Below are 22,911 nucleotides of genomic sequence, written 5' to 3'. Positions count from 1 at the left end.
TGCCGGGACGAGCCTGGCAGGCCCCGCACCTGGTTGTCAGGACCGCGACAAGCCATCGACGTGAGCCTTCGAGATGAGCCGACGCGACAGGCCGTGGCGTCCGGCGCGCCCCGCCCCCCCCCGCACGGCTCAGGCGGCCGCGAGGCCGTCGTCCCCCTCGACGAAGGTGCGGACCACCTCGATGCCGCCGATGCGCCCCGGGTCAACGCGTCGCGGGTCGTCGCCGAGCACCACCAGATCGGCGCGTTTGCCGGGAGTGACGCTGCCCGCGCTGTCCTCCCAGCGGCAGGCGAATGCCGCGTCCACGGTGTACGCGCGCAGCGCCTCCTCGACGCTCAGGGCCTCCTTCGGGCCGATGATCTGGCCGGACGCGGAGGCCCGTTCGACCATGAACTGGATGGCGCGCAGCGGCGCCCCGTCGGCGACGGGGCGGTCCGAGCTGCCCGCGACGCGCACTCCGTGGTCGAGGAAGCCCCGGCCCCGGTACATCCACGGCGCCCGCTCGGGGCCCATGATCGTGGCGTAGTCGTCGCCGAAGTACCGCAGGAAACTGGGCTGTACGACGGCGATCGCGCCGAGCGCCGCGAACCGGTCGAGCTGGTCGGGGCGGACGAGACCGGCGTGCTCGACGCGGTGCCGGGCGTCGGCGCGCGGCCGCGCGCGCCGCGCCGCGTCGAGCGCGTCCAGGGCGACGTCGACCGCGCGGTCGCCGATCGCGTGCACGGCCAACTGCCAGCCCGCCAGATGGCCTTCGACGATGGTCCGCTTGAGCTGGTCGGCGTCGGCCTGGAGCTGGCCGCGGCCTTCGCCGCCGACGTAGGGCGCGGTGAGCGCGGCCGTGCGGGCCATCATGCCGCCGTCCGTGAACACCTTGAGGGCGCCCAGGGAGAGGCGTCCTTCGCCGAAGCCCGTGCGCAGGCCGAGGCCGAAGGTCCGCGTGGTGGTGTCCTGCGGGGCCGCCTCGACCGGGCGCAGGGCGTCCGCCGCCACCATGAGCTGGACGCGCAGGGGCAGCCGCCCCGTCTCGTGGGCGAGTTGGAAGGCGGCGCCCTCCACGGGGCTGTGCGCGAACAGCTCGCTGCCGATGCCCGCCTCCGCGCACGCCGTGATGCCCTCGGCCCTGCAGACGCGGCCGGAGTGCGCCACGGCGTCGGCCAGTTCGGCGAGCGAGTGCGGCGGGCGCAGCGCGAGGGCCGCGCCCATGGCGTCCTCCGCGAGGAAGCCGTCGGCGCTCGCGACGTCGGCGGGCAGGCGCTTGAGGATGGCCGTGTTCACCAGGCAGGCGTGGCCGGACACATGGCCGAGGTAGACCTGGCGGCCCGCGCTGACCGCGTCGAGCTCCCTGGCGGTCAACGGCCGGTCCAGCGTGCGCTGGTCGTAGCCGCCGAGGGTCACCCAGGCGCCGACGTCTCTCGCCGCGACGGCGTCGGCCACGGCGGCGAGGATGTCGTCGACCCGGTTGCTGGGCGCGACCGTTGGGGCCTGCGCCTTGAGTCCCGCCCACAGGAGGTGGACGTGGCTGTCGATGAACCCGGGGAGCACGGTGGCGCCGTCCAGGTCCACGACGCGGCGTGCCGGAAGGCCCGCGATGTCGGAGTCGAGGCCGACGATACGGCCGTGCCAGATGCCGAGTTCACGGGCGAGGGGGCGGTCGGGGTCCATCGTCACGACGGTGGCGTTGGTGATCCTGGCACAGAGCACGAACAGATCCCTTCGGGGGCGTGAGTCTTGATCCCATGCAAGCTATTGTTAGGTGAGGCTAGCCTAAGTCGTCATGGTAGGTGGGTGGGTGGACGAGAGACGGGTGGAACAGCGGCGCACGGCGTGTGCGCACCGACTTGAGGCCTGGGCCGATGGTGTGGTCGCGGACCTCGACGCGCAAGAAGACCTCGAACGTTCCTTATTCAGCGCCCTGCGCGCCGACCCCAGCCTGCGCGCGGAGAGCGCCGTGCGCCGGGCCGACGCGCTGCGCGCCGCCGCGCTCGGGCTCGGCCCGGCCGGGTGTGCCGTGGCGGCGGGCGTGTCCCAGCGGATGCTGCGCAACTGGCAGGACCAGGACCCCTCGTTCGCGGCGGCCATGGCGGCGGCCGCGGGCCTCGCGGAGCGCGAGCGGGAGCGGGCCCGCGCGGCGTCCGTGCCGGCCGGGCTGAGCCCCGCGGCGCTGCGCGTCGTCCTCAAGGCCGTGCGGGACGGCGCCGTGCAGTCGTCCGCGGCGGAGCTGGGCGGCTGGTCCGAGCAGGCCTTCCTGCGGCTGCGGCGCAAGAGCCCGGAGGTCGCGGCCCTCCTCGCCGCCGCGCGCCGGGCCCGGGCCAAGAAGGCGGACCGGCGCGGGCGTCCCCCCTTCGAGCGGGGGTACCGGCTGGTGCGCCTCGACGACGGGGAGACGGGCGGCGCGAACGCGAAGGGGTCGGCCGGGACGTAACGGGGCTGATGCCATGGGGGCGCGTCCCAGGGCGCGTTCAGGACCCGCACGCCGGTGGGTGCGTGGCCGGAAACGTACTTAGTGTGGCCTTACTTCTCCGCATAGCTGCCGCCCGGCTTCACTTTCCGCACCGCCGCCGCCCAGCTTCACTCTTCCGTATCGCCGCCGCCCGGCCTCGGCCGCGCGGTGAACGCCGAAGGGGCCGGGCCCGCGAGTGGTCTCGCGAACCCGGCCCCTTCCGCTTCCGCCAGGGCGCCGGTACCGGCCGCGGGCCGGATCAGACGGCGGCGCGCTCCGCGGCCTCGGCCCCCTTCGCGTCCTCGGCCGACTCGGCCACCTTCGTGCCCCGGGGCGCCACGGGCGCGTGCGCCGCCTTGAGCCCGACCAGGGCGACCACCACGACCAGGGCGAACGCCGCCCCGGCGATGGCGAAGCTGAGCGTGAACTGGCTCTCCTGCGGCAGCGCGGGCATCCCGGCGGGCAGCTCGATGGTCTTCGACGCCAGCAGGCTGGTGATCATCGCGCTCGCGACGGCGCTGCCGACCGAGCGGGAGATGGAGTTGATGCCGTTGGCGATGCCGGTCTGGTGCGCCGGGACGCTCGCGACGATGAGCGCCGGCATGGACGCGTAGCCGAAGCTGATCGCGAGGCCGACCACCATGCCCGCGCCGATCACCGACGCGCTGGTGCCGTGGGCGCCGGTCAGCCAGGCGAAGCCGACGACGCCGAAGACGGCCCCGGCGGCGAGCGTGAGGCGGGCCCCGATCCGGCGCACCAGCAGGCCGCCGAACTGCGCGCCGACGAGCGAGACGAGCGTGGTCGGCAGCAGGTACACGACGGACGCGCCGAGCACCGAGGCGCCGAAGCCGTAACCGGCCACGTCCTCGGGCATCTGCACCAGGTACGAGACGCCGATGAACTGGGCGAACATCGCGAATCCGAGCAGCAGGCCCGCCAGGTTGGTGAACAGGACCGGGCGGTGCGTGAACATCTTCATGTCCACCATCGGCTCCCGTACCCGCTGCTCCGTGACGACCCACACGACCGCCATGACGACGGCGCCCGCGAAGGCGCCGAGCGTGCGGCCCGACGTCCAGCCCCACTCATGGCCCTGCGAGATCGGCAGGAGCAGGAGCACGAGCAGCAGCGCCAGCGTGAGCGCGCCCAGCCAGTCGGTGCGGCCGCCCGTCTTCGTACGGGAGGAGGGCACCACGAAAAGGACCCCGGCCAGCGCCACCGTGGCGAGGACGACGGCGAGCCAGAAGACCCGGTGGTAGTCCGGGTCCGACCCCTGGGTGAGGAGGCCCGCGCCGACCAGGGCGAGGCCGCTGCCGAACGCGAGCGTGCCGCTGACCAGGGCCATCGCGCCGTGGAGCTTCTCCGGGCGGATCTCCTCGCGCAGCACGGACAGGGCGAGCGGGAAGATCGCGGTGGCCGCGCCCTGCATCACGCGACCGACGATCAGCCAGGTCAGCGAGGTGGTGGTGGCGGCGAGCACCGAGCCCGCGATCATCACGAGGAGGACCCCGACGAGGGTCTGCTTCTTGCCGTGCATATCGCCGAAGCGGCCGAGGAGCGGAGTGAAGACGGCGGCCGAGAGCAGTGTCGCCGTGGTCACCCAGCTGACATTGGCCGTGGTGGCGTTCAGATCGTTCTGGATGATCCCCAGGATCGGGACGACCAGCGTCTGCATCATCGAGACGACCATGGCGGCGAGCCCGAGGACCAGGACGACCGCGGTCTGCCCGGAGGGCCGCGCCGCGGCCGGGTGCTGTGCGTGGGACACGGAGAGTCTTCTTTCCGAGCCGCGTGGCGGTGCGCCGCGTGGCTACTTGACAACATAGATACTTGAGAACATCAAACAATTGGTTACTGTAGGCATCAATAGTTGAGATGGTCAAGCTTGTGGACGTAAGGTGGCGCACATGGCAGAAACACCGCGTTCCGACACGGGGCGGCTCATGGAACTGCTCTCGGTGGCCCTCGGCGCCTACTACGGCGACTTCACGGCGGCGGCCGCCCGTGAGAACCTCACCGCGAGCCAGGGCAAGACCCTGAGCGTGCTGCGCCGCGGCCCCGCCGCGATGCGGGTGCTCGCCGGGACGCTGTCGTGTGACGCGTCGAACATGACGGGGATCATCGACCGTCTGGAGAAGCGCGACCTTGTGCGCCGCGAGCCGAGCCCCGGCGACCGGCGCGTGAAGAACGTGGTCCTCACCGCCGAGGGCGAGCGCGTCATCGACGCCATCCGCGGGCACATGCACACCACGCTGGACGGCCTGAACGCGCTGAGCGCGCAGGACCGGGACACGCTGTACGACCTGCTGCACCGCACCTTCGTCGCCGGGCCCGGCGAGGTCTGACCTGGCGGCGGGTCAGCCCTCGCCGGGCTCCTCGCCGCGCTCGTCGACGGCTCAGTCCTTGACGAGGACGGCCCGGGTGTACAGCAGCGTGAAGCCCCGGCGCTGGGTGTTCTGCTGGGACTTGGACGCGGGCTGCGTGGTGACGACCGCGAGCTCGCAGCCGCGCGCCGATGCCTCCGCGAGCCGGGCGGTGAGCAGCGCGCTCTGCACGCCGCGCCTGCGGTACGCGGGCAGGGTGGCGGCCCCGGTGAGCTGGGCGATGCCGTGGGCGACGCGCATGCTGGCGGCGCCCGCGACCTGCCCGTCCACCAGCGCGACGTACCGCCGCATCCCGGCGGCCGCCGTCAGATCGCGCACCGCCCGCTCCAGCACGTCGCGGGGGAACTCCTCGTGCGAGGGGACGCCTTGGGTGTCGGGGTGCGCGAAGCCGCCCACCACGGTGTCCAGCCACCGGTCGAACTCGCTGTCGACGCTGACGCGCACCTCGATGCCGGGCGGCGCGACCTGCTCGGGCAGCTCCCGCAGCGCCCGGCCGAGCACGTTCTCGAAGCCCACGAGGCGGTAGCCGCGCGCGGTGAGCGCCTCGCCCACCGCGGGGTCGCCGAGGTGGGCGAGCTCGACCTGCACCGGAACGCCCCGCGCGGCGAAGGCGCGCTCGACGGCATCGAGGGCGTCGTCCGCCGGAACGCCGTGGAAGCCGAGGCCCGCGACCTTGTTGAGCGGTGAGCCCGCCTCCGTGCAGCACGCGACCCCACCGGCGAGCGGCATGACGAAGCCGTCGGCGCCGTCCTCGCGCCCCAGGGCGGCCTCGCTGCCCGAGGCGACGAGGTCGGCCTCGGCCCGCTCGATCCGCTCGCCGAGCTCGATGTCGCAGAACAGGGGCTCCCCGGGGCTCGTCATGATCCGACCCTAAGGGCTCGGCGCCGCACCGGTCGGCGTATTTTTGCCGTGCCCCGGACGCGGGCCGATTCGCGGTCCCCCAGGGGCCGTTGCGGCCGGGCGGCCGGGGCGGCCGACGGGCGAATCCAGCTCAGACATTGCAAGGTAAGGCTAACCTTATCTAACATGTGCCTGCTTAGGGAGGCGATGAAGCGGGTGAACGCAGTGCACAGCGGGCTGGAATCGAACAGCGGGTCGGAAATGAACGAGGGGCAGGGCGGGGCGGAAGTGATCTACGACGTCCTGGGGATAGGTTTCGGGCCATCGAACCTGGCTCTGGCGATCGCGATCCACGAACACAACGCCGGTGCCGCGGAGGGCGACCGGATACGGGCGGGGTTCCTGGAGCGGCAGCAGGGCTTCGGCTGGCACCGGGGCATGCTCATAGACGACGCCACGATGCAGGTGTCCTTCCTCAAGGACCTGGTCACGATGCGTGACCCGAAGAGCTCCTTCAGCTTCCTGTGCTACCTCCAGGAGCGCGACAGGCTGGTCGACTTCCTCAACCAGAAGACCCTCTTCCCGCTGCGGGTCGAGTTCCACGACTACCTGGAGTGGGCCGCGGCGGGCGTCGCCGACCTCGTCTCGTACTCCTGTGAAGTCGTCGCCGTGCGCCCGGTGACCGAGGACGGGGAGGTCACCTGCTTCGACGTCGAAAGCAGGGACCCCAAGGACCCCGAGCGCACCGTGGTGCGCCGGGCGCGCAGCATCTGCGTGGCCACAGGGCTTGAGCCGCGGCTGCCCGCGGGTACCGTCGGCTCCGAACGCGTCTTCCACAACAGCGAGTTGATCCCGCGGGTCGCCGCCGTCAAGGAGGCGGGGACCCCGGTGCGGCGCGCCGTCGTGCTCGGCGCCGGGCAGAGCGCAGCCGAGTGCGTGGACTACCTCCACCGCCACTTCCCCGAAGCTGAGATCTGCTCGGTCTTCGCCAAGTACGGCTACACGCCCGCCGACGACAGCCCCTTCGCCAACCGCATCTTCGACCCCGAGGCCGTGGACCTGTTCTACGGCGCGCCCCGCGAGGTCAAGCGGTCCCTGTTCGACTACCACCGCAGCACCAACTACTCCGTCGTGGACATCGACCTCATCGAGTCGCTGTCGAAGACCATGTACCAGGAGAAGGTGCAGGGCAGGCAGCGGCTGCGGATGCTGAACGTCTCCCGCATGCGTGACATCGAGGCCCACGACGACCGCCTGGACATCGGCGTGGAGTTCCTGCCGACCGGCGAGCGCGAATCCCTCGCCGCCGACCTGCTCGTGTGCGCGACCGGCTACCAGCCGCGCGGCATCGGCGAGCGCCTCGGCGAGGTCGGCAAGCTGTGCCGCCGCGACGACGAGGACGAACTGGTCGTGGGCCGCGACCACCGCGTGGCCACCAACGCGGGCGTCAGCGCCGCCGTGTACCTCCAGGGCGGCACCGAGCACACCCACGGCCTGACCTCGACGCTGCTGTCCAACACGGCCGTCCGCGCGGGGGAGATCCGGGACTCACTCCTCGCCCGCCGCTAGGGCGAGCCGCGCCGACAGCGGCGTGTAGCCGCCGTCGTGATGCACCAGCGGCCGGCCGTCCGGGGCGTGCCACGCCCCGGACACCCGGCCGATGACCAGGGCGTGGTCGCCGACACGTACGTGCTCCACGGGCGCGAGCACCAGCCACGCCAGGACCCCGTCGAGCACCGGCAGGCCGTGGACCCCGCGGTGCCAGTGCGTGGCCGGGCCGAACCGGTCCTGTCCTGGCCCGCCGAAGACGCGGGCCACGGACTCCTGCCCGGCGGCGAGCAGATGCACCATCACGTGCCCGGCGTCCTCGACCACCGGCCAGGACGCCGAGCGCAGCCCCACCGTGAACGACATCAGCGGCGGGTCGAGCGACAGGGACGCCACCGAGGTGGCGCAGAACCCGACCGGGCGGCGCCCGGTGCCCGCGGTGATGACGGCGACGCCCTTGGCGTGGTGCCGCAGCGTCCGCCGCACCAGGGCCGGGTCGGCGCCCCGGCCGGGCGGCGCCTGGCCCGGGGCCGCCCGCCGGACGGTTCCCGGCTCCCTCACGCCGCCCCCTCCCGCGCCCGGGCCGCCGCCAGGTCCTTGGCGCGCAACTCGATCTCCTGGGCGTGCGGCGACGCCGAGCCAGGGCCGAACGCCTCCAAGTGGGCCCGCCAGTCGGCGAGCGCGCCCTCGGGGTCGGCCAGGGCGTGCCGGCTGACGCCCCGCCGGTACAGCAGGTCCGGCTCGTCGGCCCCGAGCGCGGCCACCGCGACGTCCAGATCGGCCAGGGCGCGCCGGTGCTCGCCGAGGTCCTGCAGGGCGAGCGCGCGGTTGGCGCGCAAGGTGGCGTCGTCCTCGATGCGCAGCGCCGCGTCCAGGTCGGAGACCGCCTGCTGCGGGCGGCCCGCGGCATAGGCGAGGACCGCCCGGTTGGCCCAGGCCGCCAGGTACCCGGGCTCCTGGCGCAGGGCGGCGGAGTAGCTCTCGTACGCCGCCTCCGCGTCCCCGGTCGCCTCCAGGAGCGCGCCCTGCGCGGCGAGCAGCGGGGCGTGACGGGGGTCGATCGCGAGGCCGTGCTCGATGTCGCGGCGGGCACCGGCCGCGTCGCCGCGCGCCAGGAGCAGGTCGGCGCGGTGGGTCAGGGAGTCCACGTGGCCCGGCTCAAGCTCCAGGGCGTAGTCGAGGTCCCGCAGCGCGCCGTCGTCGTCTCCCAGTTCGCGCAGCAGGTCGGCGCGGTTGAAGTGGGCCTCGTAGAACGGCGGGGTGAGGCGGATCGCGCTCGCGTAGTCCGCGAGGGCCTCGTCGGCGCGGCCGAGGGCGCGGTACTGCGCGGCGCGTTCGAAGTAGTAGTCGCCGTAGTCCGGGTCGCGGCGGATCACGTCGTCGTAGTCGGCGACCGAGGCGAGGTGGTCCTCGCGGGCGCCGTGGACCTGCGCCCGGTTGTACAGCAGCACCGAGCGGTGCAGGAGCTGCTCGTCGGGCGCGAAGTCGGCGTCGGTGAGGGCGATCGCCTCCTCGACCAGCGCAAGCGACCCCTCGGCGTCGCCCCGGTGCAGTTCGACCAGGGCGCGGGCGTTGCGCATGAACGCCCGCGCGAGCACCCGCCGCTTGGGGTCGGGGTGGCTGTCGGCGAACGCGATGGCGGTGTTGACCCAGGCGAGCGCCGCGTCCTCGTCGTGGTCCTCCTTGGGCAGGAACCGGGTGTAGAGCATGGCCGTCAGATAGGCCGTGCCCATGTGCACGTCGGGGTCGGCGCAGGCGCGGCGCATCTCCTCCAGGAGCGGGAACGCGTCGTGGCCCCGGCCCAGGTAGCACAGGCACGCGGCGGCCTTGTGGGTGAAGGTGCGGTAGGCCTTGGTCCAGCCGTGCTCCGCGGCGAGCCGCCTGCCCCGCGTGGCGTGGTCCACGACGGCCTCGTAGTAGCCCGCGTCGAAGCACCGGTTGACGGCTTCGCTGAGGGCCGCGACGCCCGCGCCCGCGGGGTCGGTGCCGTGCTCCAGGTGGTAGGGGATCGCGCCGCAGCACGGCGGCGAGTCCTGGGCGGCGAGGACCTTGGCGCGGGCGGTGTGGCGGCGGGCCCGCTCGTACGGCGGAAGGGCGAGGTAGGCGTGCCGCACCGCCGGGTCGTGGCTGGTGCCGTCGGAGTCGATGAACAGCTGCGCCAGGTCCGTGCCCTCGGGGTGGACCGGGCGCGGCCGCGGCGGGCCCACGGCGCGGGTGGTGTACGTGGTGAGGGCGCCGGTGAGCGCGTCCTCGTGGGTGCCCGCGCTCTCGGCGACGACGGTGAGCTGCGCCGGGTCGCAGCGGCGCAGCAGGATGGCCACGAACTCGCGGTCGGTGGGGTCGGCGTCGTCCAGGTCGTGGAAGGCGATGACGGCGCCTTCGGGGTGGGTGAGGCGGGCCCAGTCCCGGGTGAGTTCGGCGACGCCGTGGGCGATGCGCAGGGCGCGCGGCGCCGGGTAGAAGCGGGTGCGCTCCTTGGCGTCGGCCAGGTTGGTGAGCGTCTGCGGGGCGCGGGGCACGACCGGGGTGAGGTCGGGGGCGACGGCGGTGACCTCGGCGGCGTGGGCGGCCACCGTGCCCGGCTCGCGGGCGAGCAGTTCGGGCACGATGCGGCGCAGCAGGACGGCGGCTCCGGTGAACGGCCCGCGCCGTCGGCGGTGGCAGCCCACCTCCAGGTGCGGGCGCGGGTGTTCGGGCAGGCCGCTCGTCTTGGCCGGTCCTTCGGTGAGCAGGATCCAGCGGTGGTGGGGCGGTAGCGCGGTCATGCGGAGGCTCCTTGGTGTGGGCGGGTGCGGGCGGTGGCGGCGCGGTTCTTGGCGCGGCGGTCCCGCACGGTGACGTACAGCAGCAGGCTGAGTTCGAACGCCGTCAGGGCGACGAAGAAGGCGGCGTCGAGGAGGCCGGTGGCCGGTGTGTCCGGGTCCGAGAACCGGTCGATGGCCGTGGACCAGAAGGTCACGGCGGTGGGGATCGCGGCCCAGGCGAGGCTGGCGAGCGAGAAGCCGTAGCCGGACACCAGGATCGGCGCGTACCGGCGGGCCATCGCGAGGTCGTGGGCGGACCACTCGGTGGTGGCCCGCGGTGGCTTCCTGCGCAGCAGGCGCCGGGTGCGGGCGCGCAGGTGGAAGCGGGTGGCGTTCTGGAGGTCGGTGCAGCGCAACGCGTTGGTGACGACGTAGTACAGGTCGGTCTCCAGATAGAACATGAACTGCCACACCAGGCGCAGCACGCAGGTGAAGGCGACCGCGAGGCACAGCGCGGGGATCCAGCCGGGCACGCCGGTGCGGCCGAGCGCCACGGACGTCAGCGTCAGCAGCGACACCAGGACGACATCGGCGACCATGCCCGCGAGGAACGGCAGGTAGCGCCGCCGCCGCTCCACGCTGAGGAGGGTGTCCATGCGGGTCTCGGCGACGAGGTAGTACAGGCGGCGGCCGATGCCGAGCGTCGACGGCAGGCCGAGCCTGCGGCCCGCGAGGGCGTGGAAGCCCTCGTGCGCCAGGATGCAGGGGATGGCCGCCGCGAACAGCGCGAGCGGGATGAGGGAGATGTGCCGGGTGAACATCAGCTGGTGGTACGAGGGCCGCAGCGCCGGGTCGCTGACCATGGCGGCGAGCGTCGCCGCGACGAGCAGGCCGTAGCAGACCCAGGCGGGCCGTGAGAACGTCCACTGCCCGAGCCGCTGCCAGCGCAGCCGCGGGGTCGCCTCGTCGGTGTCGGGTGTCTCGCCGTCGGCGCGCAGGAAGCCGAGGTCGGTGAGGGCCGCGAGGAAGTCCGCCATGTCGAGGCTCTCGCCGCAGGTGCGTTCGTACCACGCGGCCACCTCGGCGACGGTCTTCCCGGTGCCGAGCATCCGCAGCGCCTCGGCGCCTTCCTCGGGGAACACCGCGTACGAGCCGGTGTCGGGGCGGCCGACCATGACGCCGTCGGCGTCGGCCACCATCGTGAGGCGGTGCAGTCGGACGGTGGGCCCGCCCGGAACGGTCACGCTCATGCGGCGTGCCTTTCTGCCGTGCGGCAGCCCTGCGGCTGCCCCGGGGACGTCTGGGCTCGCGGGAAGGTGCGGAGCCGGGCCCTTTGAGGACCCGGCTCCGCGGTGCGTCACTGCTCGGCGCACACGTAGTAGCAGGCGGTCGTCAGGCGGATCGGACCAGCCTTGCGGATCGGCATCTTCGTCATGGTGTCCTCCTCTCGGTGGCTGGGATGGAGGGTGGGTGACGCGACCTGGTCGGCCGGAGGCCGGGCGGGGCCCGATGGCTCATCCGGTGAGCCGTGGAGCTGGTGGCGGAGGGGTCTCCGCCACCCGGAGAGGAATGACACCCGAGTCCGGTGTCGCCAGGTCACTCGTGGGAACGCGCCCTTGCGAAGCCGGCTCCGGATGGAAAAGTCCAAGGCCTGATCCAGACGGCATTCGCCATGGCTGTTCCTTTCTGAGGGCGGCCTGCACCGAGCCGTGAAAAGGCATGAAAGGCCACCGGGGTAAATGTGCGAGGACCGGCGTGAATTGCCGCGTACGGCATATCTGAGAAGGACGGCTCAACCTTGATCCCAGGAGGGGCGCCGGGGATAATTCGACGGCCCGGCGACCCCGCTCCACTGGTCCATGGACAGCTTGTAGTGGCGTCGCCTTTGATGTCAACCCGGGAATGGAGGCATCCGCATTTCCCTCTTGCGGGGCCGTTTTCGGGGTGGGCAAAAAGCGGGGGAGTGTCTCTCGCTTACTTGCATAGATGCAGCTCAGTAACGCGGAACCGGTCCGAAAGTACGGTGATTCCAAGGGTCTTTGAATGGCCCTGTACTTTTGGACAGTTAACGCCTTGTGCGGGAAAGTCAAAGGTAATACGGAATGGCGTCCGGGCATGCGGAATCGCGGTTCCGGCAAGGCCGGCGCGCCCGGAACCGCGCATCCACACCAGTAGTACGGAGCCGGGGGCCCCACGGTTCAGTGCGCGGCGGCCCGAACTTGGCACGAGGCGGCGCGAGGCGGTGTGCGGCGGCGCGAGGCGGCGGGCTCAGCGCAGCACGACACAGCCGCGGGCGCGCAGCGCCGTGAGCGCCGCCTCGCCCGCGCGGAGGTCGTTCCAGCGCAGGTCCAGCTTCTCCAGGGACGGTGACTCCACGATCCAGTCCGGCACGTCCCGCAGCCGGTTCGCGCGCAGATCGAGGCGGCGCAGCAGCGGAAGTCCGCGTACCGCCTCCGGGATCGTCTCGAAGGCGTTCTCGCGCAACTCCAGTTCGCGCAGGGCGCCCAGTTCGCGCATGGACGGGGGCAGGCCGGTGAGCGCGTTGCCACGCAGCCACAGTTCCCGCAGCGCGCTCAGCGCGCCGAGCGCGGCGGGCAGTTCGGTGAGCTGGTTGTGCTGGGCCCGCAGTTCGACGAGACCTGTCATCTGCCCGAGCGTGTCCGGAAAGGCGGTCAGCCGGTTCTCACCGACATTCAGATACCTGAGACGGGTGAGGCGCCCCAATTCCCGTGGGAGGGAGGAGAGATGGTTGTCGTGCAGATAGAGGAATTCGCTCAGGGACGTGAGGTCGCCGAGCTCCGCGGGAACGGCGGTGAGCTGGTTGTGCCCGAGGTCCAGCGTGCGCAGCGCCCGCAGCATGCCGATGCGGGCGGGCAGCCGCGTGAGGGCGTTGTCGGGCAGCAGCAGGATCTGGAGGCGGGGGTGCTCCCACACCTCGTCCGGTACGTCGCCGAGCCCGGCCTTCCAGTAGTTCAGGACCTCCGTGCCGCTCACTCGCGCCCCCTCTCATAGCTGCGGCTAATGGCTGCGGCGCAACCTATCATTAGCCCATGACCGCACCGTCCAGGCCGTCCAAGGCGCCCGCGTCACCCGCGTCGCCTGATCTGTCGCATCTCGATCCCTCGCACCCCGACCCGACCCGGCTCGCCCTCGGCCTGGCCGCCACCCTCCGGCACGACGGCCACGGCGGCGTCGCCGACGACCTCGACGGCCCCGACGGGCTCACCGCCTGGGTGCGCGAGCACGCGGCGCTGCTGCCCGACGGCATCGCCGCCCGGCGCTTTCGCGCGGACGGCCTGGCGCTCGACCGGGTGCGGTCGGTGCGCGCCGCCGTCCGCGCGCTCTTCGCCCAGGCCGTGCGCCCCGGCGAGCCGAGCCGCGCCGACGCCCACGGCCTCCCGCCGCTCACCGAGGCCGTCACCCGCCTGAACGAGGCGGCGGCCCTGGTCCCCTTCGTGCCCGTCCTCACCTGGCGGCGCGGCGCCGGTCCCGTCGTACGGGACGAGCCGGTGCGGAGCGCGCGGGACGCCCCCGCCGCGTGGCGCGCGGACCTCCTCGACGCGGCCCTCGCCCGCGCCGCCCTCGCCTTCCTCGCGGGGCCCGACCGGCAGCGGCTGCGCGCCTGCCACGCGCCGCGCTGCGTGCGGTACTTCCTCAAGGAGCACCCGCGGCAGGAGTGGTGCAAGCCGTCCTGCGGCAACCGCGCCCGCGTGGCCCGCCACCACGAACGCGGCCGCGGCGCCTGAGAGGGCCCGCGCGGGCCGTGCGCACCGGCCCGCCGACCGCCATGACCACCGGTTTCACGGCCGCCGCCCCGACGCCGGAAACGTCACTCGGGGCACGTACCATGGCCGCATGTCCTTCCTCCGCCGCCGCAGCTCCGCCACTCCCGCGGGCCCGGACTTCGATGTCCTGGCCATGGATCCCGGGGACTGGCCCGGCAACCTGGGCGCCGGTCTGCTGCCCGCCCCCGACGGCAGCTGCCAGGGCGTCTTCCTGCGCTACGACCTGTTCGGCGGCCGCGGCCCCGCGATGATCATCGGCAATCTCCCGGAGGGCTCCCCGGCCCGCGAGCTCAGCGAGGGCGAGGTGCCCTTCGAGGTCGCCCAGCTGCTGCTCGCGCTGGAGAACGACGAGGAGGTCACCGTCGTCTCCAGCGAGGACGTGCCGGTGATGCAGGGGGACAACCTGCTGATCGTGCGCCGTCTGCGGCTCTCCGAAAGCCGCGTCTCCTGCGTGCAGTTCGACCGCAGCGACAACGTCCTGGTGACCATCGCCGCCTGGGACCGCCCCATCACCGACGATCTGTACGCGCTCCTCAAGCCGCTGCCCGCCGAGCTGTTCCAGCAGGGCTGAGACAGCCGACACAGACGGGCGCCGGGCCCGGACCTGCCCCCACGCAGGTCCGGGCCCGACGGCTTTCCGGGCGCGCCCGGGGCCCTCGCACCGGACGCCCGTCGCGGCTAAGAGCCCGACGGCACCACCTTCACGTCGGCGGCCCGCACGAACGCCACCCGGTGGCCGAACTGGATCTCGTAGTACGTGTCCTTGCCGCGCACCACGCGGTGCGGCTTCAGGTCGAAGGTCGGCGCGTAGAAGTACTCACCGGGCACCTTGTCGCCGATCGCGTACTTCTGGCCCGCGAGCAGCTTGTACGGCAGCGGCGATACGGCCTGCACCGGGACCTCCGGCGGATAGGCCTCCTTCTCCGGGTAGGCGCGGCCGTACACCGGGACCTCGCTCACGCCGTCCTTCGGCGTCACCGTGAGCCCGCGCGCGTCGACGGCCGTCGGCTGCTTCCGCGGGTTCTTGAACCACGCCTTCTGGCCCAGGTACCACACGGCCGTCCAGTCGCCCTGGCGGTCGGCGACCGCGTACCGCTGGCCGGTGGACAGGCGCGAACCCATGTCGTTGACGTCGATCGTGGACGGCTCGCCGCCCGGGCGCAGGCCGATGTCCTTGACGAGCGGCGCGTCCTCGCGCGGCTCGGTGTACACGCGCACCGCGCTGGAGCCGTGCGGCACGCACTTCTCGCCCGGCTTGACGCAGCCGGTGAACTCCGGCTGGTTCTCGCTGAACCGGGGCGCCACCGTCACCAGGCCGCCCTGGGGGCCCGCCGTGCGGTGGAACGGCTTGCCGAGGAGCTGGAAGTAGTGCTCCCAGTCCCAGTACGGGCCCGGGTCGGTGTGCATGCCGCGGATGGTGGCCGAGGTCGTGCCCGGCACGGTGTCGTGGCCGAGGATGTGCTGGCGGTCCAGCGGGATGTCGTACCGCTTGGCGAGGTACTTCACCAGGCGGGCCGACGAGCGGTACATCGCCTCCGTGTACCAGGTGTCGGGCGCCGTCAGGAAGCCCTCGTGCTCCAGGCCGATGGACTTGGCGTTCACATACCAGTTGCCCGCGTGCCAGCCGACGTCCTTGGTGCGCACGTGCTGGGCGACGTGCCCGTCGGACGAGCGCAGCGTGTAGTGCCAGGACACGTACGTCGGGTCCTGGACGAGCTTGAGGACGCCCTCCCAGCGGCCCTCGGTGTCGTGCACGACGATGTACTTGACGCCCTGTGACGTCGGCCGGTCCGCCTTGTCGTGGTTGCCGTAGTCGTTGTCGCCGAACTCCTCGTACGGCGCCGGGATCCACTCGCACGCCAGCGACTTGGGGCAGTCCGTCGCCGCGTCCGGGGCCTTGCGCAGGCCCATGCGCTTCACCTGCGCGGCGTCAGGACGCAGCCCGGGGCGGGCGGCCAGTTCCACGCGCTGGCCCGCGTCGGTGGTGCGCCGCTCGCCGGCGCGGATGACCGCGAACACCTCGTTGGCGTAGGTGGCCGCGCCCGCCTCGTCGTCGGCGCCGGAGAACGCCGCGATCGCGCCGTACCAGTCGGCGGGGTCGTCGCTGAGCGGCTTGCCGAGGCGCTCCTGGGCCGCGGCGAGCAGCGCCGCGCCGCCCCGGACGTTCGCCGCGGCGCTGCGGCGGAGCTCGGCCGCGGGGATGCCGCTGAGCCGTGCGGCGCGCTTGAGCGTCTTGAGGCGGGCCGGGAGCCGGGAGTCCGCGGGCACCGCGCGGGGCCTGAGCCGCTCGCGGGACGCGTCGCCGCGCGGGTCCTCGTCGCCCTCGCTGTGGTGCGGGGCCCCGGCGAGGGCGGTGCGGGCGTCGGTGAGGTGCATCGGGCCGTAGCCGCCGGTCACGCTGGGCGCGCCGCCGTGCGCGTCCCAGCGGGACTGGAGGTAGGAGACGCCGAGCAGTACGCCTTGCGGCACGTCGTACTCGGCGGCGGCCGAGGCGAACGCGCGCTGCAGGGCGCCGGGTCCCGCGGGCTCGGCCGCGGACGGCGACGGGGCCGCGCCGATGAGCGGCACGAGCAGCGCGGCCGACGCGAGGGCGCCCGCCGTCCTCACGGTGCGTCTGCGCGCTGCGGATCGGGGGACATGGGCTTCGGGGGCGTGGGCGGATCCTCGCAAGACAGCCTCCTGGGACCTCTGGGCCGGTGAAGCGTGGCGGGGCGTGCGGGGCCGGGCGTGGGTCAGTGGTACCCGCTCCCCGACGATCCGTCAATCATGCCCAGAGGAAGGGATTTCCCATGTCAACCGCCCTCCCGCGGGTTTTCGCCACGGGCGGCGTGATCGCCTGCGGCGCGTCAGTGGAATGGACCAATGAGGCGTCGCGGCCGCTGGCGGGCCGGGCGGCCCCCCAGCGGCCAGGCCGCCTAGGCCGCCGCGGCCGCGGCCTTGACCACGGCCTCGATGAGCCGGTGGTTCTCCGGCCCGGCGCCGTAGCCCGAGGGGAACCCGAAGCGGCGGCGCGTGTAGGCGTACGCCACGCCGCTCGCGGGGTCGGCCAGGGCGAGGGAGCCCGTCGCGCCGCTGTGGCCGAAGGCGTCCTCACTGAGGACGGAGTAGCGGCCGCTGAGCTCCTCGAAGCCCAGGCCGAACGCGTCGTCGTTGCCGGTGACCAGGTCCGTGCCGCGGTACTGGACGCGGGCGAACTCGGCGATGGTGTCCGGCTTCAGGAGCGGCGCGCGGCCGTCCACCTCGCTGATCGCCGCCGCGTACATCGCGGCCACGCCGCGCGCGGTGCCGACGCCGCCCGCGGAGGCGGGGCCGAGCGTCCGGGTGAGGCTCCTGTTGCCGAAGTCCACCAGGTCGGTCCGCGGCTTCGCGTTCAGGTTGAAGGCGATGCCCCGGACGCTGTCGGGCTCGGGCGCGTTCGCCAGGAGCAGGTCGGCCTCCTCGTCGGTGGGATGCAGCGGCAGGACCTCGGCGAAGCGGTCGTGCTCCGCCTCGGGCACGCCGATGCGGAAGTCGAGGTCGTAGGGCGCGCGGAGGCGCTCCTCGTACAGCTCCCGCAGCGAGCGGCCGGTCGCCCGGCGGACCACCTCGCCGGTGAGGGCGCCGATCACGAGGCCGTGGTAGCCGTAGGCCGTGCCCGGCTCCCAGAACGGGCGCTGCCCGGCGAGGCGCGCGGCAAGCAGCCGGTCGTCCGCCAGCTCGTCGCGGCTGAAGCCGCCGTCGACGCCGACGAGCCCGGACCGGTGCGCGAGCAGCTCCCGCAGCGTGAGCCGGTCCTTGCCGTGCGCGCCGAACTCCGGCCAGTACGAGGCCACTGTGCGGTCCAGGTCGAGGACGCCCTCCTGCACGAGCAGCGCGACCACCAGGTGCGCGGCACCCTTGGTGATGGAGTACAGGCAGGTCCGCGTGGTGGCCTCGGTGCCCGGCCCGCCCCACAGGTCGACGACCCTGCGGCCGTGCACATGGGCCACCAACTGGGCCTCGGGCGCGTCCCGCTCCCCGGCCAGGAAGGCGGCGAACTCCTCCCGTACGCCCTCGTAGCCCTCCGCCACAGTTCCTCGCACCAGTTCCTCGCCACGCGTCATGTGCGGGCCCCTCCCTTGCCGGTCATGAATGGTTCGGGACGCTACAACAGCGGGTCTGTGCGTCTTATGCCGCCGTAAGGCCGCTGGTCAGGTGGTGTGAGGGGAGTCACCAGCGGTGGGCGGCGAAGTCGACGGGGCGGGGCCGCAAGTGCCGGGCGCGGTCCGCGAGGGCGCGCAGGCGCCGCGCCATCTCGTCGGCGGGCAGCCGCCGCCGGTCGCCGTGGCCCGGCAGCATCCACTCGCAGCGCAGCCGGTCGACGGTCCTGGCAAGGGACGCGGCCAGCTCCTCGATGGAGTACCAGGTGACGTGCTCCGCCACCTCCAGATCGCCGGTCGTGCGGGACCAGTACACGCTGTCTCCGCTGAAGCAGTACCGGTCGTCCGCGAGGTAGAGCACGCTGCCCCGGGTGTGTCCGGGCAGCGGGTGGACGGTGACCCCCTCGCCGACCTCCACCGGGTCCAGGCCCCGGATGACCCGGTCCGCGTCGGGCGCCGCGTCGAGGTCGCCCTCGTGGATCCACAGCCGGGCGCCGAAGTGGTCGGCGTAGCGGCGGCCGTGCGCCGCGTGGTCGCGGTGGGTCAGCAGGACGTCGGTGACCGGGCCCGACGCCGTGCAGCGCGCGGCGAGGTCGCGGCTCCAGCGCGGGGTGTCGACCATCATCGCCGTGCCGGACGGGCGCAGCAGCAGATACGAGTTGGCCCCGGCGGTGTGCGGGGAGTTGTGCCCGCAGAGCAGCACGCGGTCGTCCAGGGGGAGCGGGAAGGGGTCCCACTCCCGGTCGAGGCGCCCCGACGCGGGGCGGACCGAGCGGGTGGGGCAGGCGAAGGCGGCGGCGTGCACGAGCCGCAGTTCCGCCGCGTCGCGCGGCGGGCGCACCACCTCCGAGCGCCCGTCGGCCTCGGTGATCAGACCGGGCGCCAGCTGCCGGGCGACGTCGCAGTTGGTGCAGCGGTCGTCCACGTACCAGCCGTCGTCGCCGTCGTGTCGGTCCTCGTGCCTGTGGTCCATGGCGGGGCTCCTTCCCGGCCCCTCGGCGGGGCCGCCGATTCAGGGATATCCCGTGGGCCGCCGGAACCGGTAGGCCTTGCCGACCTTGTGCTTCGGGGCGCGAGGCCATCTCGCTGACCGTGGCCGAGGTGGAGCAAATGCAGCATTTCCGGCTCGGTTCAGAAGCCGCTCCCCGCCACCACCCGGTCCACCTGACGCGGTGACAGCGCGTGCTCCACCGCGAGGATGCCCGCGCCGACCGCCGCCGCGTTCTCGCCGGTGTGGCTCGGCTCGATGCGCAGCACGTGCGTGGCCAGGGGGTGCGAGCGGCGGTAGACCGCCTCGCGCACGCCCGCGAGGAGCTGGTCGTGGACCGCGGCCAGGGCCCCGCCGACGACCACCGCGTCCGGGTTGAAGAAGTTCACGAGGCCCGCGAGGACCTCGCCGACCGCGCGGCCCGCCTCGCGGACCATGCGGACGGCGTCGTGGTGGCCGGATTTCACCAGGCGTACGACATCGCTCCCGGACGCGGCCGCCAGGCCGAGCGCCGACAGCCTGCGCGCGAGCGCCGCCCCGCCCGCGACCGCCTCCAGACAGCCGGAGTTGCCGCACCGGCACGGTTCCTCCAGGCCGGCGACGCGGATATGGCCGATGTCGCCCGCGGTGCCCTGCGCGCCCCTGTGCAGTCTGCCGTCCGCGACGATGCCGCACCCGATGCCCGTACCGACCTTGATGTACAGCAGATAGCGGGTGTCCGGAAACGCGCGCCGCTGCTCGGCCAGCGCCATCACGTTCACGTCGTTGTCGACCAGTGCCCGCACGCCGAAGCGGTCGGCGAAGAACTCCGGGATCGGATACTGGTGCCAGCCCGGCATGATCGGCGGATCCACCGGGCGGCCGGTGGAGAACTCGACCGGGCCCGGCACGCCCACGCCGATGGAGCGCAGCGCGGCCGCCTCGCGGTCGGTCTCTGCGAGGAGCGCGCGCAGGGTGCGCTCGACATGGCCGAGGACCGACCCCGGGCCGTCCGCGATGGAAAGGCGGTCCTCGCGCAGCGCCAGCGTCTCCCCGCCGATGTCCATGAGCGCGACCCGGCAGTGCGAGGCGCCCAGATCGACCCCCGCGACGGCGTGTTCGCGGGTCCGCAGGCGCAGCCTGCGCGGCGGCCGCCCGCCGGTGGAACCGCCGTCCGCGTCCTCGGCGACGAAGCCGTGCGCGATCAGCGCGTCCACCCGCTGGGACACCGTCGAGCGCGCGAGCCCCGTCATCCGGGCGATGTCCGCGCGCGTGGCCGCCGCCCCGGTGCGCAGCAGGGCGAGCACCTCACCCGGCGAGGAGACGGCGGTGGACGGGGGCTGCTCCGGCGCTCCAGACATGGCAGTCACCCTAAGGGCGAGTTCCGCTGCTCACAAGGCACATGATGTTTGATCGTCGACCTAAGTGACCGTCAAATGCCGGGAAAACAAACGTGCTTGGGCCCTTGACAGGTCAAAGGGGTCTCATCACATTGCTCTGCAGGCCGCTGCCGAAGGAGCTGAGGGTGCACAAGAGGCATGCGCAGCAGACACCGCCGCTTCTGGTGATGCGGGACGTGTCCAAGAGCTTCCTGGGCGTCCGTGTGCTGCACGGCGTCTCGCTCGACCTCGCCGCGGGCGAGGTGCACGCCCTGGTCGGGGAGAACGGCGCGGGCAAGTCGACGCTGATGAAGGTGCTCGCCGGGGAACACGTCCCGGACGAGGGCACCCTCACGCTCGACGGCACCCGGCACTCCTTCAGCCACCCCGCCGAGGCCCAGGCCGCCGGAATCGGCATCATCCACCAGGAGTTCGCCCTCCTCGCGCACCGCACCGTCGCCGAGAACGTCTTCCTGGGCCGTGAGCCCACCCGGCGCGGCCTCGTCGACCGGCGCGCGATGGAGGACCGCACCGCGCGCCTCCTCACCGACCTCGGCGCGGCCGGGATCAGCCCGCGCGCCCACGTCCGCGACCTGTCCATCGCCCGCCAGCAGACCGTCGAGATCGTCAAGGCGCTCGCCTCGGACGTCCGTGTCCTGGTCATGGACGAGCCGACCGCGCCCCTCGCCGAGCACGAAGCCGGCCTCCTTCACGCCCTCGTCCGCCGCCTCGCCGCCCGCGGCCTCGGCATCTTGTACGTCTCGCACCGCCTGCGCGAGGTCCTCGACCTCTCGCGGCGCGTCACCGTCCTGAAGGACGGGCGGCACGTGACGACCCTGCGCACCGCGGACACCGACGCCGACACCGTCGTACGCGCCATGGTGGGCCGGGACCTGAGCGCCTACTACCCGCCGCGCGCCCGCCCCCGCGACATCGGCGACGCGGTGCTCACCGTGCGCGGCGGCTCCAACGCGCGGCTGCGCGGCATCGACCTGACGCTGCGCGCGGGCGAGATCACCGGCGTCGCGGGCCTTCAGGGCTCGGGGCGCACCTCGCTCGCGCGGGCCCTTTTCGGCGCGGACCCCTTCACCGCGGGCACGATGACCGTGGCGGGCCGAGCGCTGCGCCCCACGAGCCCGCGCCGGGCCATCCGCGCGGGCATCGCCCTGGTCACCGAGGACCGCAAGGCCGAAGGCCTCGCCCTGCGCCAGTCCGTGCGGGACAACGCGCTCCTGGTGACCCGGGCGGCACGCACCCGCGCCCGCCCGCCCACCGCGCGCGAGACGACCGCGCTCCTGGAGAAGGTCCGGCTCCAGGCGCGGGGCGAGGACAGCGAGGTGCGCTACCTCTCCGGCGGCAACCAGCAGAAGGTCGTCATCGCCAAATGGCTCGCCGCCCGCCCCCGCGTCCTGCTCTTCGACGAGCCGACGCGCGGCGTCGACGTCGGCGCCAAGGCCGCGATCCACACCCTGGTGCGCGACCTCGCCCGCGAGGGCCTCGCCGTCCTCATCGTGTCGTCCGAACTGCCGGAGCTCATCGGCATGAGCGACCGCGTCCTCGTCATGGCCGAGGGCCGCGTCGTGGGCGAGCTCCCGGCCGGGCCCGCGGAGGAGGACGTCATGCGGCTCGCGACGAGCCAGCCGCGCCTCCTCGACGAGACGACGCCCCCGGCCCCCGGCCACGCCCAGGAAGGAGCGCCATGACCGGCACCGCCGTCGCCCCCGCGGCGCCCCCGGGGACCCGCGCCCCGCGCCGCCGCTCCCGGCTCGCCGACCCCGTCGTCGGCGTCTGGCTCGCGGCCGCGGCCGTCACCGCCCTCGGCTGGACCGCCGTCGCGGCCCGCGGCGGCGACTTCCTCACCCTCACCAACGTCGTCGGCATCCTCCAGAACTGCGTGGCGCTCGGCCTGGTCGCCGTCGGCCAGACGATCGTCGTCCTCACCGGCTCCCTCGACCTGTCGGTGGCGTACCTCATCAGCCTCGGCACGCTCGTCGCCGCCACGACGATGCGGGACGGCGGCGTCGTCACCGCCGTGCTCGCCGTCCTCGCGCTGTCCGCCGCCGTCGGGCTCGCCAACGGGCTCATCGTCACCGGCCTCAAGGTCAACGCGTTCATCGCGACCCTCGGCACCGCGTTCGTCCTGCGCGGCTGGATCGAGGACCACTACACCGGCCCCGCCGGGGCGGTGCCCGCCTCCTTCCAGCGCCTCGGCTACGACCGCGTCGGCCCCGTGCCCGTGTCGCTGTTCCTCCTCCTGGCCGTCGCCGCCGTCCTCTGGGTGATCACCCGGCACACCCGGCTCGGCCACCACCTGTACGCCACCGGCGGCGACGAGCACGCCGCCCGCCTGTCCGGCGTGCGCACCCGCCGCACCGTCGTCGCCGCCCACGTCCTGTGCTCGCTGTGCGTGGGCGCCGCCGCGCTGTTCCTCGCCGCGCGCCTCGGCGCGGGAGCGCCGTGGGCGGGCACCGAGGCACGCTACGACCTGGAGTCCATCGCCGCCGTCGTGCTCGGCGGCACTCTCCTGGCGGGCGGGCGCGGATCGGTGGTGGGCACGCTCGGCGGCGTCCTCGTCCTGGCCGTCCTGGACTCGGTGTTCAACCAGCTCGGCGTCGACCCGTTCGTCAAGAACGTGGTGCGCGGCGTCGTGATCATCGCCGCCGTCGCCCTGTACGCCCGGCGCGGCACGAGGAGGGCCGCATGAGC

The 22,911-nt window shown here is 73.4% G+C and carries 18 protein-coding genes; 7 read left to right on the top strand and 11 right to left on the bottom strand.

Translation table 11 applies throughout. From position 1 onward, the window contains the following. Window positions 1–129 precede the first annotated feature (129 nt). A complete protein-coding gene (locus AC07A4_RS14040; RefSeq protein ID WP_478597370.1) occupies window positions 130–1,701 on the bottom strand; it encodes an amidohydrolase in 1,572 nt (523 codons plus the stop codon). An 88-nt stretch (window positions 1,702–1,789) separates the two neighbouring features. Between AC07A4_RS14040 and AC07A4_RS14035 the strand changes: the two genes are divergently transcribed. After that, window positions 1,790–2,422 carry a hypothetical protein gene (locus tag AC07A4_RS14035; protein WP_478597367.1) on the top strand — a complete coding sequence of 211 codons (633 nt, stop codon included), beginning with the start codon at window positions 1,790–1,792 and terminating at the stop codon, window positions 2,420–2,422. Between the two features lie 277 nt (window positions 2,423–2,699). Here the strand turns inward: AC07A4_RS14035 and AC07A4_RS14030 are convergent, their stop codons facing one another. Further along, on the bottom strand, window positions 2,700–4,208 hold the full coding sequence (locus tag AC07A4_RS14030; RefSeq protein WP_478597364.1) for an MFS transporter: 1,509 nt from the start codon (window positions 4,206–4,208) through the stop codon (window positions 2,700–2,702). Between the two features lie 139 nt (window positions 4,209–4,347). On the opposite strand from AC07A4_RS14030, the gene AC07A4_RS14025 reads away from it, so the two are divergent. Next, on the top strand, window positions 4,348–4,785 hold the full coding sequence (locus AC07A4_RS14025) for a MarR family winged helix-turn-helix transcriptional regulator (RefSeq protein WP_478597362.1): 438 nt from the start codon (window positions 4,348–4,350) through the stop codon (window positions 4,783–4,785). Window positions 4,786–4,836: 51 nt separating this feature from the next. On the opposite strand, the gene AC07A4_RS14020 is transcribed toward AC07A4_RS14025, so the two are convergent. Continuing rightward, window positions 4,837–5,685: a GNAT family N-acetyltransferase gene (locus AC07A4_RS14020; RefSeq protein ID WP_478597359.1), complete on the bottom strand. Its 849-nt coding sequence runs from the start codon at window positions 5,683–5,685 to the stop codon at window positions 4,837–4,839. Between the two features lie 240 nt (window positions 5,686–5,925). Between AC07A4_RS14020 and AC07A4_RS14015 the strand changes: the two genes are divergently transcribed. Continuing rightward, window positions 5,926–7,233, top strand: a complete 1,308-nt coding sequence (locus AC07A4_RS14015; protein WP_478597356.1) for a lysine N(6)-hydroxylase/L-ornithine N(5)-oxygenase family protein — start codon at window positions 5,926–5,928, stop codon at window positions 7,231–7,233. Here the strand turns inward: AC07A4_RS14015 and AC07A4_RS14010 are convergent. From AC07A4_RS14010 to AC07A4_RS13995, 4 genes are all read right to left on the bottom strand, one after another. Then, window positions 7,213–7,773: a flavin reductase family protein gene (locus AC07A4_RS14010; protein WP_478597353.1), complete on the bottom strand. Its 561-nt coding sequence runs from the start codon at window positions 7,771–7,773 to the stop codon at window positions 7,213–7,215. The genes AC07A4_RS14015 and AC07A4_RS14010 overlap by 21 nt on opposite strands. Then, on the bottom strand, window positions 7,770–9,977 hold the full coding sequence (locus AC07A4_RS14005; RefSeq protein ID WP_478597350.1) for a tetratricopeptide repeat protein: 2,208 nt from the start codon (window positions 9,975–9,977) through the stop codon (window positions 7,770–7,772). Before AC07A4_RS14005 ends, AC07A4_RS14010 begins: the two co-directional genes overlap by 4 nt. Continuing rightward, window positions 9,974–11,206 (bottom strand): hypothetical protein, encoded by a 1,233-nt coding sequence (locus tag AC07A4_RS14000; protein WP_478597347.1) that lies wholly within the window; start codon window positions 11,204–11,206, stop codon window positions 9,974–9,976. The genes AC07A4_RS14005 and AC07A4_RS14000 overlap by 4 nt, the downstream gene beginning before the upstream one ends. A gap of 1,018 nt (window positions 11,207–12,224) precedes the next feature. After that, window positions 12,225–12,950, bottom strand: a complete 726-nt coding sequence (locus AC07A4_RS13995) for a leucine-rich repeat domain-containing protein (RefSeq protein WP_478597345.1) — start codon at window positions 12,948–12,950, stop codon at window positions 12,225–12,227. A 56-nt stretch (window positions 12,951–13,006) separates the two neighbouring features. Here AC07A4_RS13995 and AC07A4_RS13990 point away from each other — a divergent pair, with 56 nt between their 5' ends. Further along, a complete protein-coding gene (locus AC07A4_RS13990) occupies window positions 13,007–13,702 on the top strand; it encodes a CGNR zinc finger domain-containing protein (RefSeq protein WP_478597342.1) in 696 nt (231 codons plus the stop codon). A gap of 109 nt (window positions 13,703–13,811) precedes the next feature. After that, window positions 13,812–14,312, top strand: a complete 501-nt coding sequence (locus tag AC07A4_RS13985) for a hypothetical protein (protein ID WP_478597339.1) — start codon at window positions 13,812–13,814, stop codon at window positions 14,310–14,312. Window positions 14,313–14,419: 107 nt separating this feature from the next. On the opposite strand, the gene AC07A4_RS13980 is transcribed toward AC07A4_RS13985, so the two are convergent. From AC07A4_RS13980 to AC07A4_RS13965, 4 genes are all read right to left on the bottom strand, one after another. Continuing rightward, the gene (locus AC07A4_RS13980; protein WP_478597336.1) at window positions 14,420–16,411 is read right to left on the bottom strand and encodes an N-acetylmuramoyl-L-alanine amidase; all 1,992 of its coding nucleotides are present in this window, start codon (window positions 16,409–16,411) and stop codon (window positions 14,420–14,422) included. A 245-nt stretch (window positions 16,412–16,656) separates the two neighbouring features. Beyond that, complete coding sequence (locus AC07A4_RS13975; RefSeq protein ID WP_478597333.1) at window positions 16,657–17,823, bottom strand: serine hydrolase domain-containing protein; 1,167 nt, start codon at window positions 17,821–17,823, stop codon at window positions 16,657–16,659. 106 nt (window positions 17,824–17,929) lie between these two features. Then, window positions 17,930–18,832, bottom strand: coding sequence for a 4Fe-4S domain-containing protein (locus AC07A4_RS13970; protein WP_478597330.1), 903 nt, complete (start codon window positions 18,830–18,832; stop codon window positions 17,930–17,932). Window positions 18,833–18,990: 158 nt separating this feature from the next. Next, on the bottom strand, window positions 18,991–20,187 hold the full coding sequence (locus AC07A4_RS13965) for an ROK family protein (protein WP_478597327.1): 1,197 nt from the start codon (window positions 20,185–20,187) through the stop codon (window positions 18,991–18,993). 206 nt (window positions 20,188–20,393) lie between these two features. On the opposite strand from AC07A4_RS13965, the gene AC07A4_RS13960 reads away from it, so the two are divergent. Together AC07A4_RS13960 and AC07A4_RS13955 are read left to right on the top strand one after the other, a co-directional pair. Beyond that, window positions 20,394–21,908: a sugar ABC transporter ATP-binding protein gene (locus AC07A4_RS13960; protein WP_478597535.1), complete on the top strand. Its 1,515-nt coding sequence runs from the start codon at window positions 20,394–20,396 to the stop codon at window positions 21,906–21,908. Next, window positions 21,905–22,909 carry an ABC transporter permease gene (locus AC07A4_RS13955; protein ID WP_478597324.1) on the top strand — a complete coding sequence of 335 codons (1,005 nt, stop codon included), beginning with the start codon at window positions 21,905–21,907 and terminating at the stop codon, window positions 22,907–22,909. Before AC07A4_RS13960 ends, AC07A4_RS13955 begins: the two co-directional genes overlap by 4 nt. Window positions 22,910–22,911 lie beyond the last annotated feature (2 nt).

The sequence above is a fragment of the Streptomyces sp. NPDC043996 genome (assembly GCF_056435225.1).
This window is presented reverse-complemented; position numbering and strand designations above follow the sequence as displayed.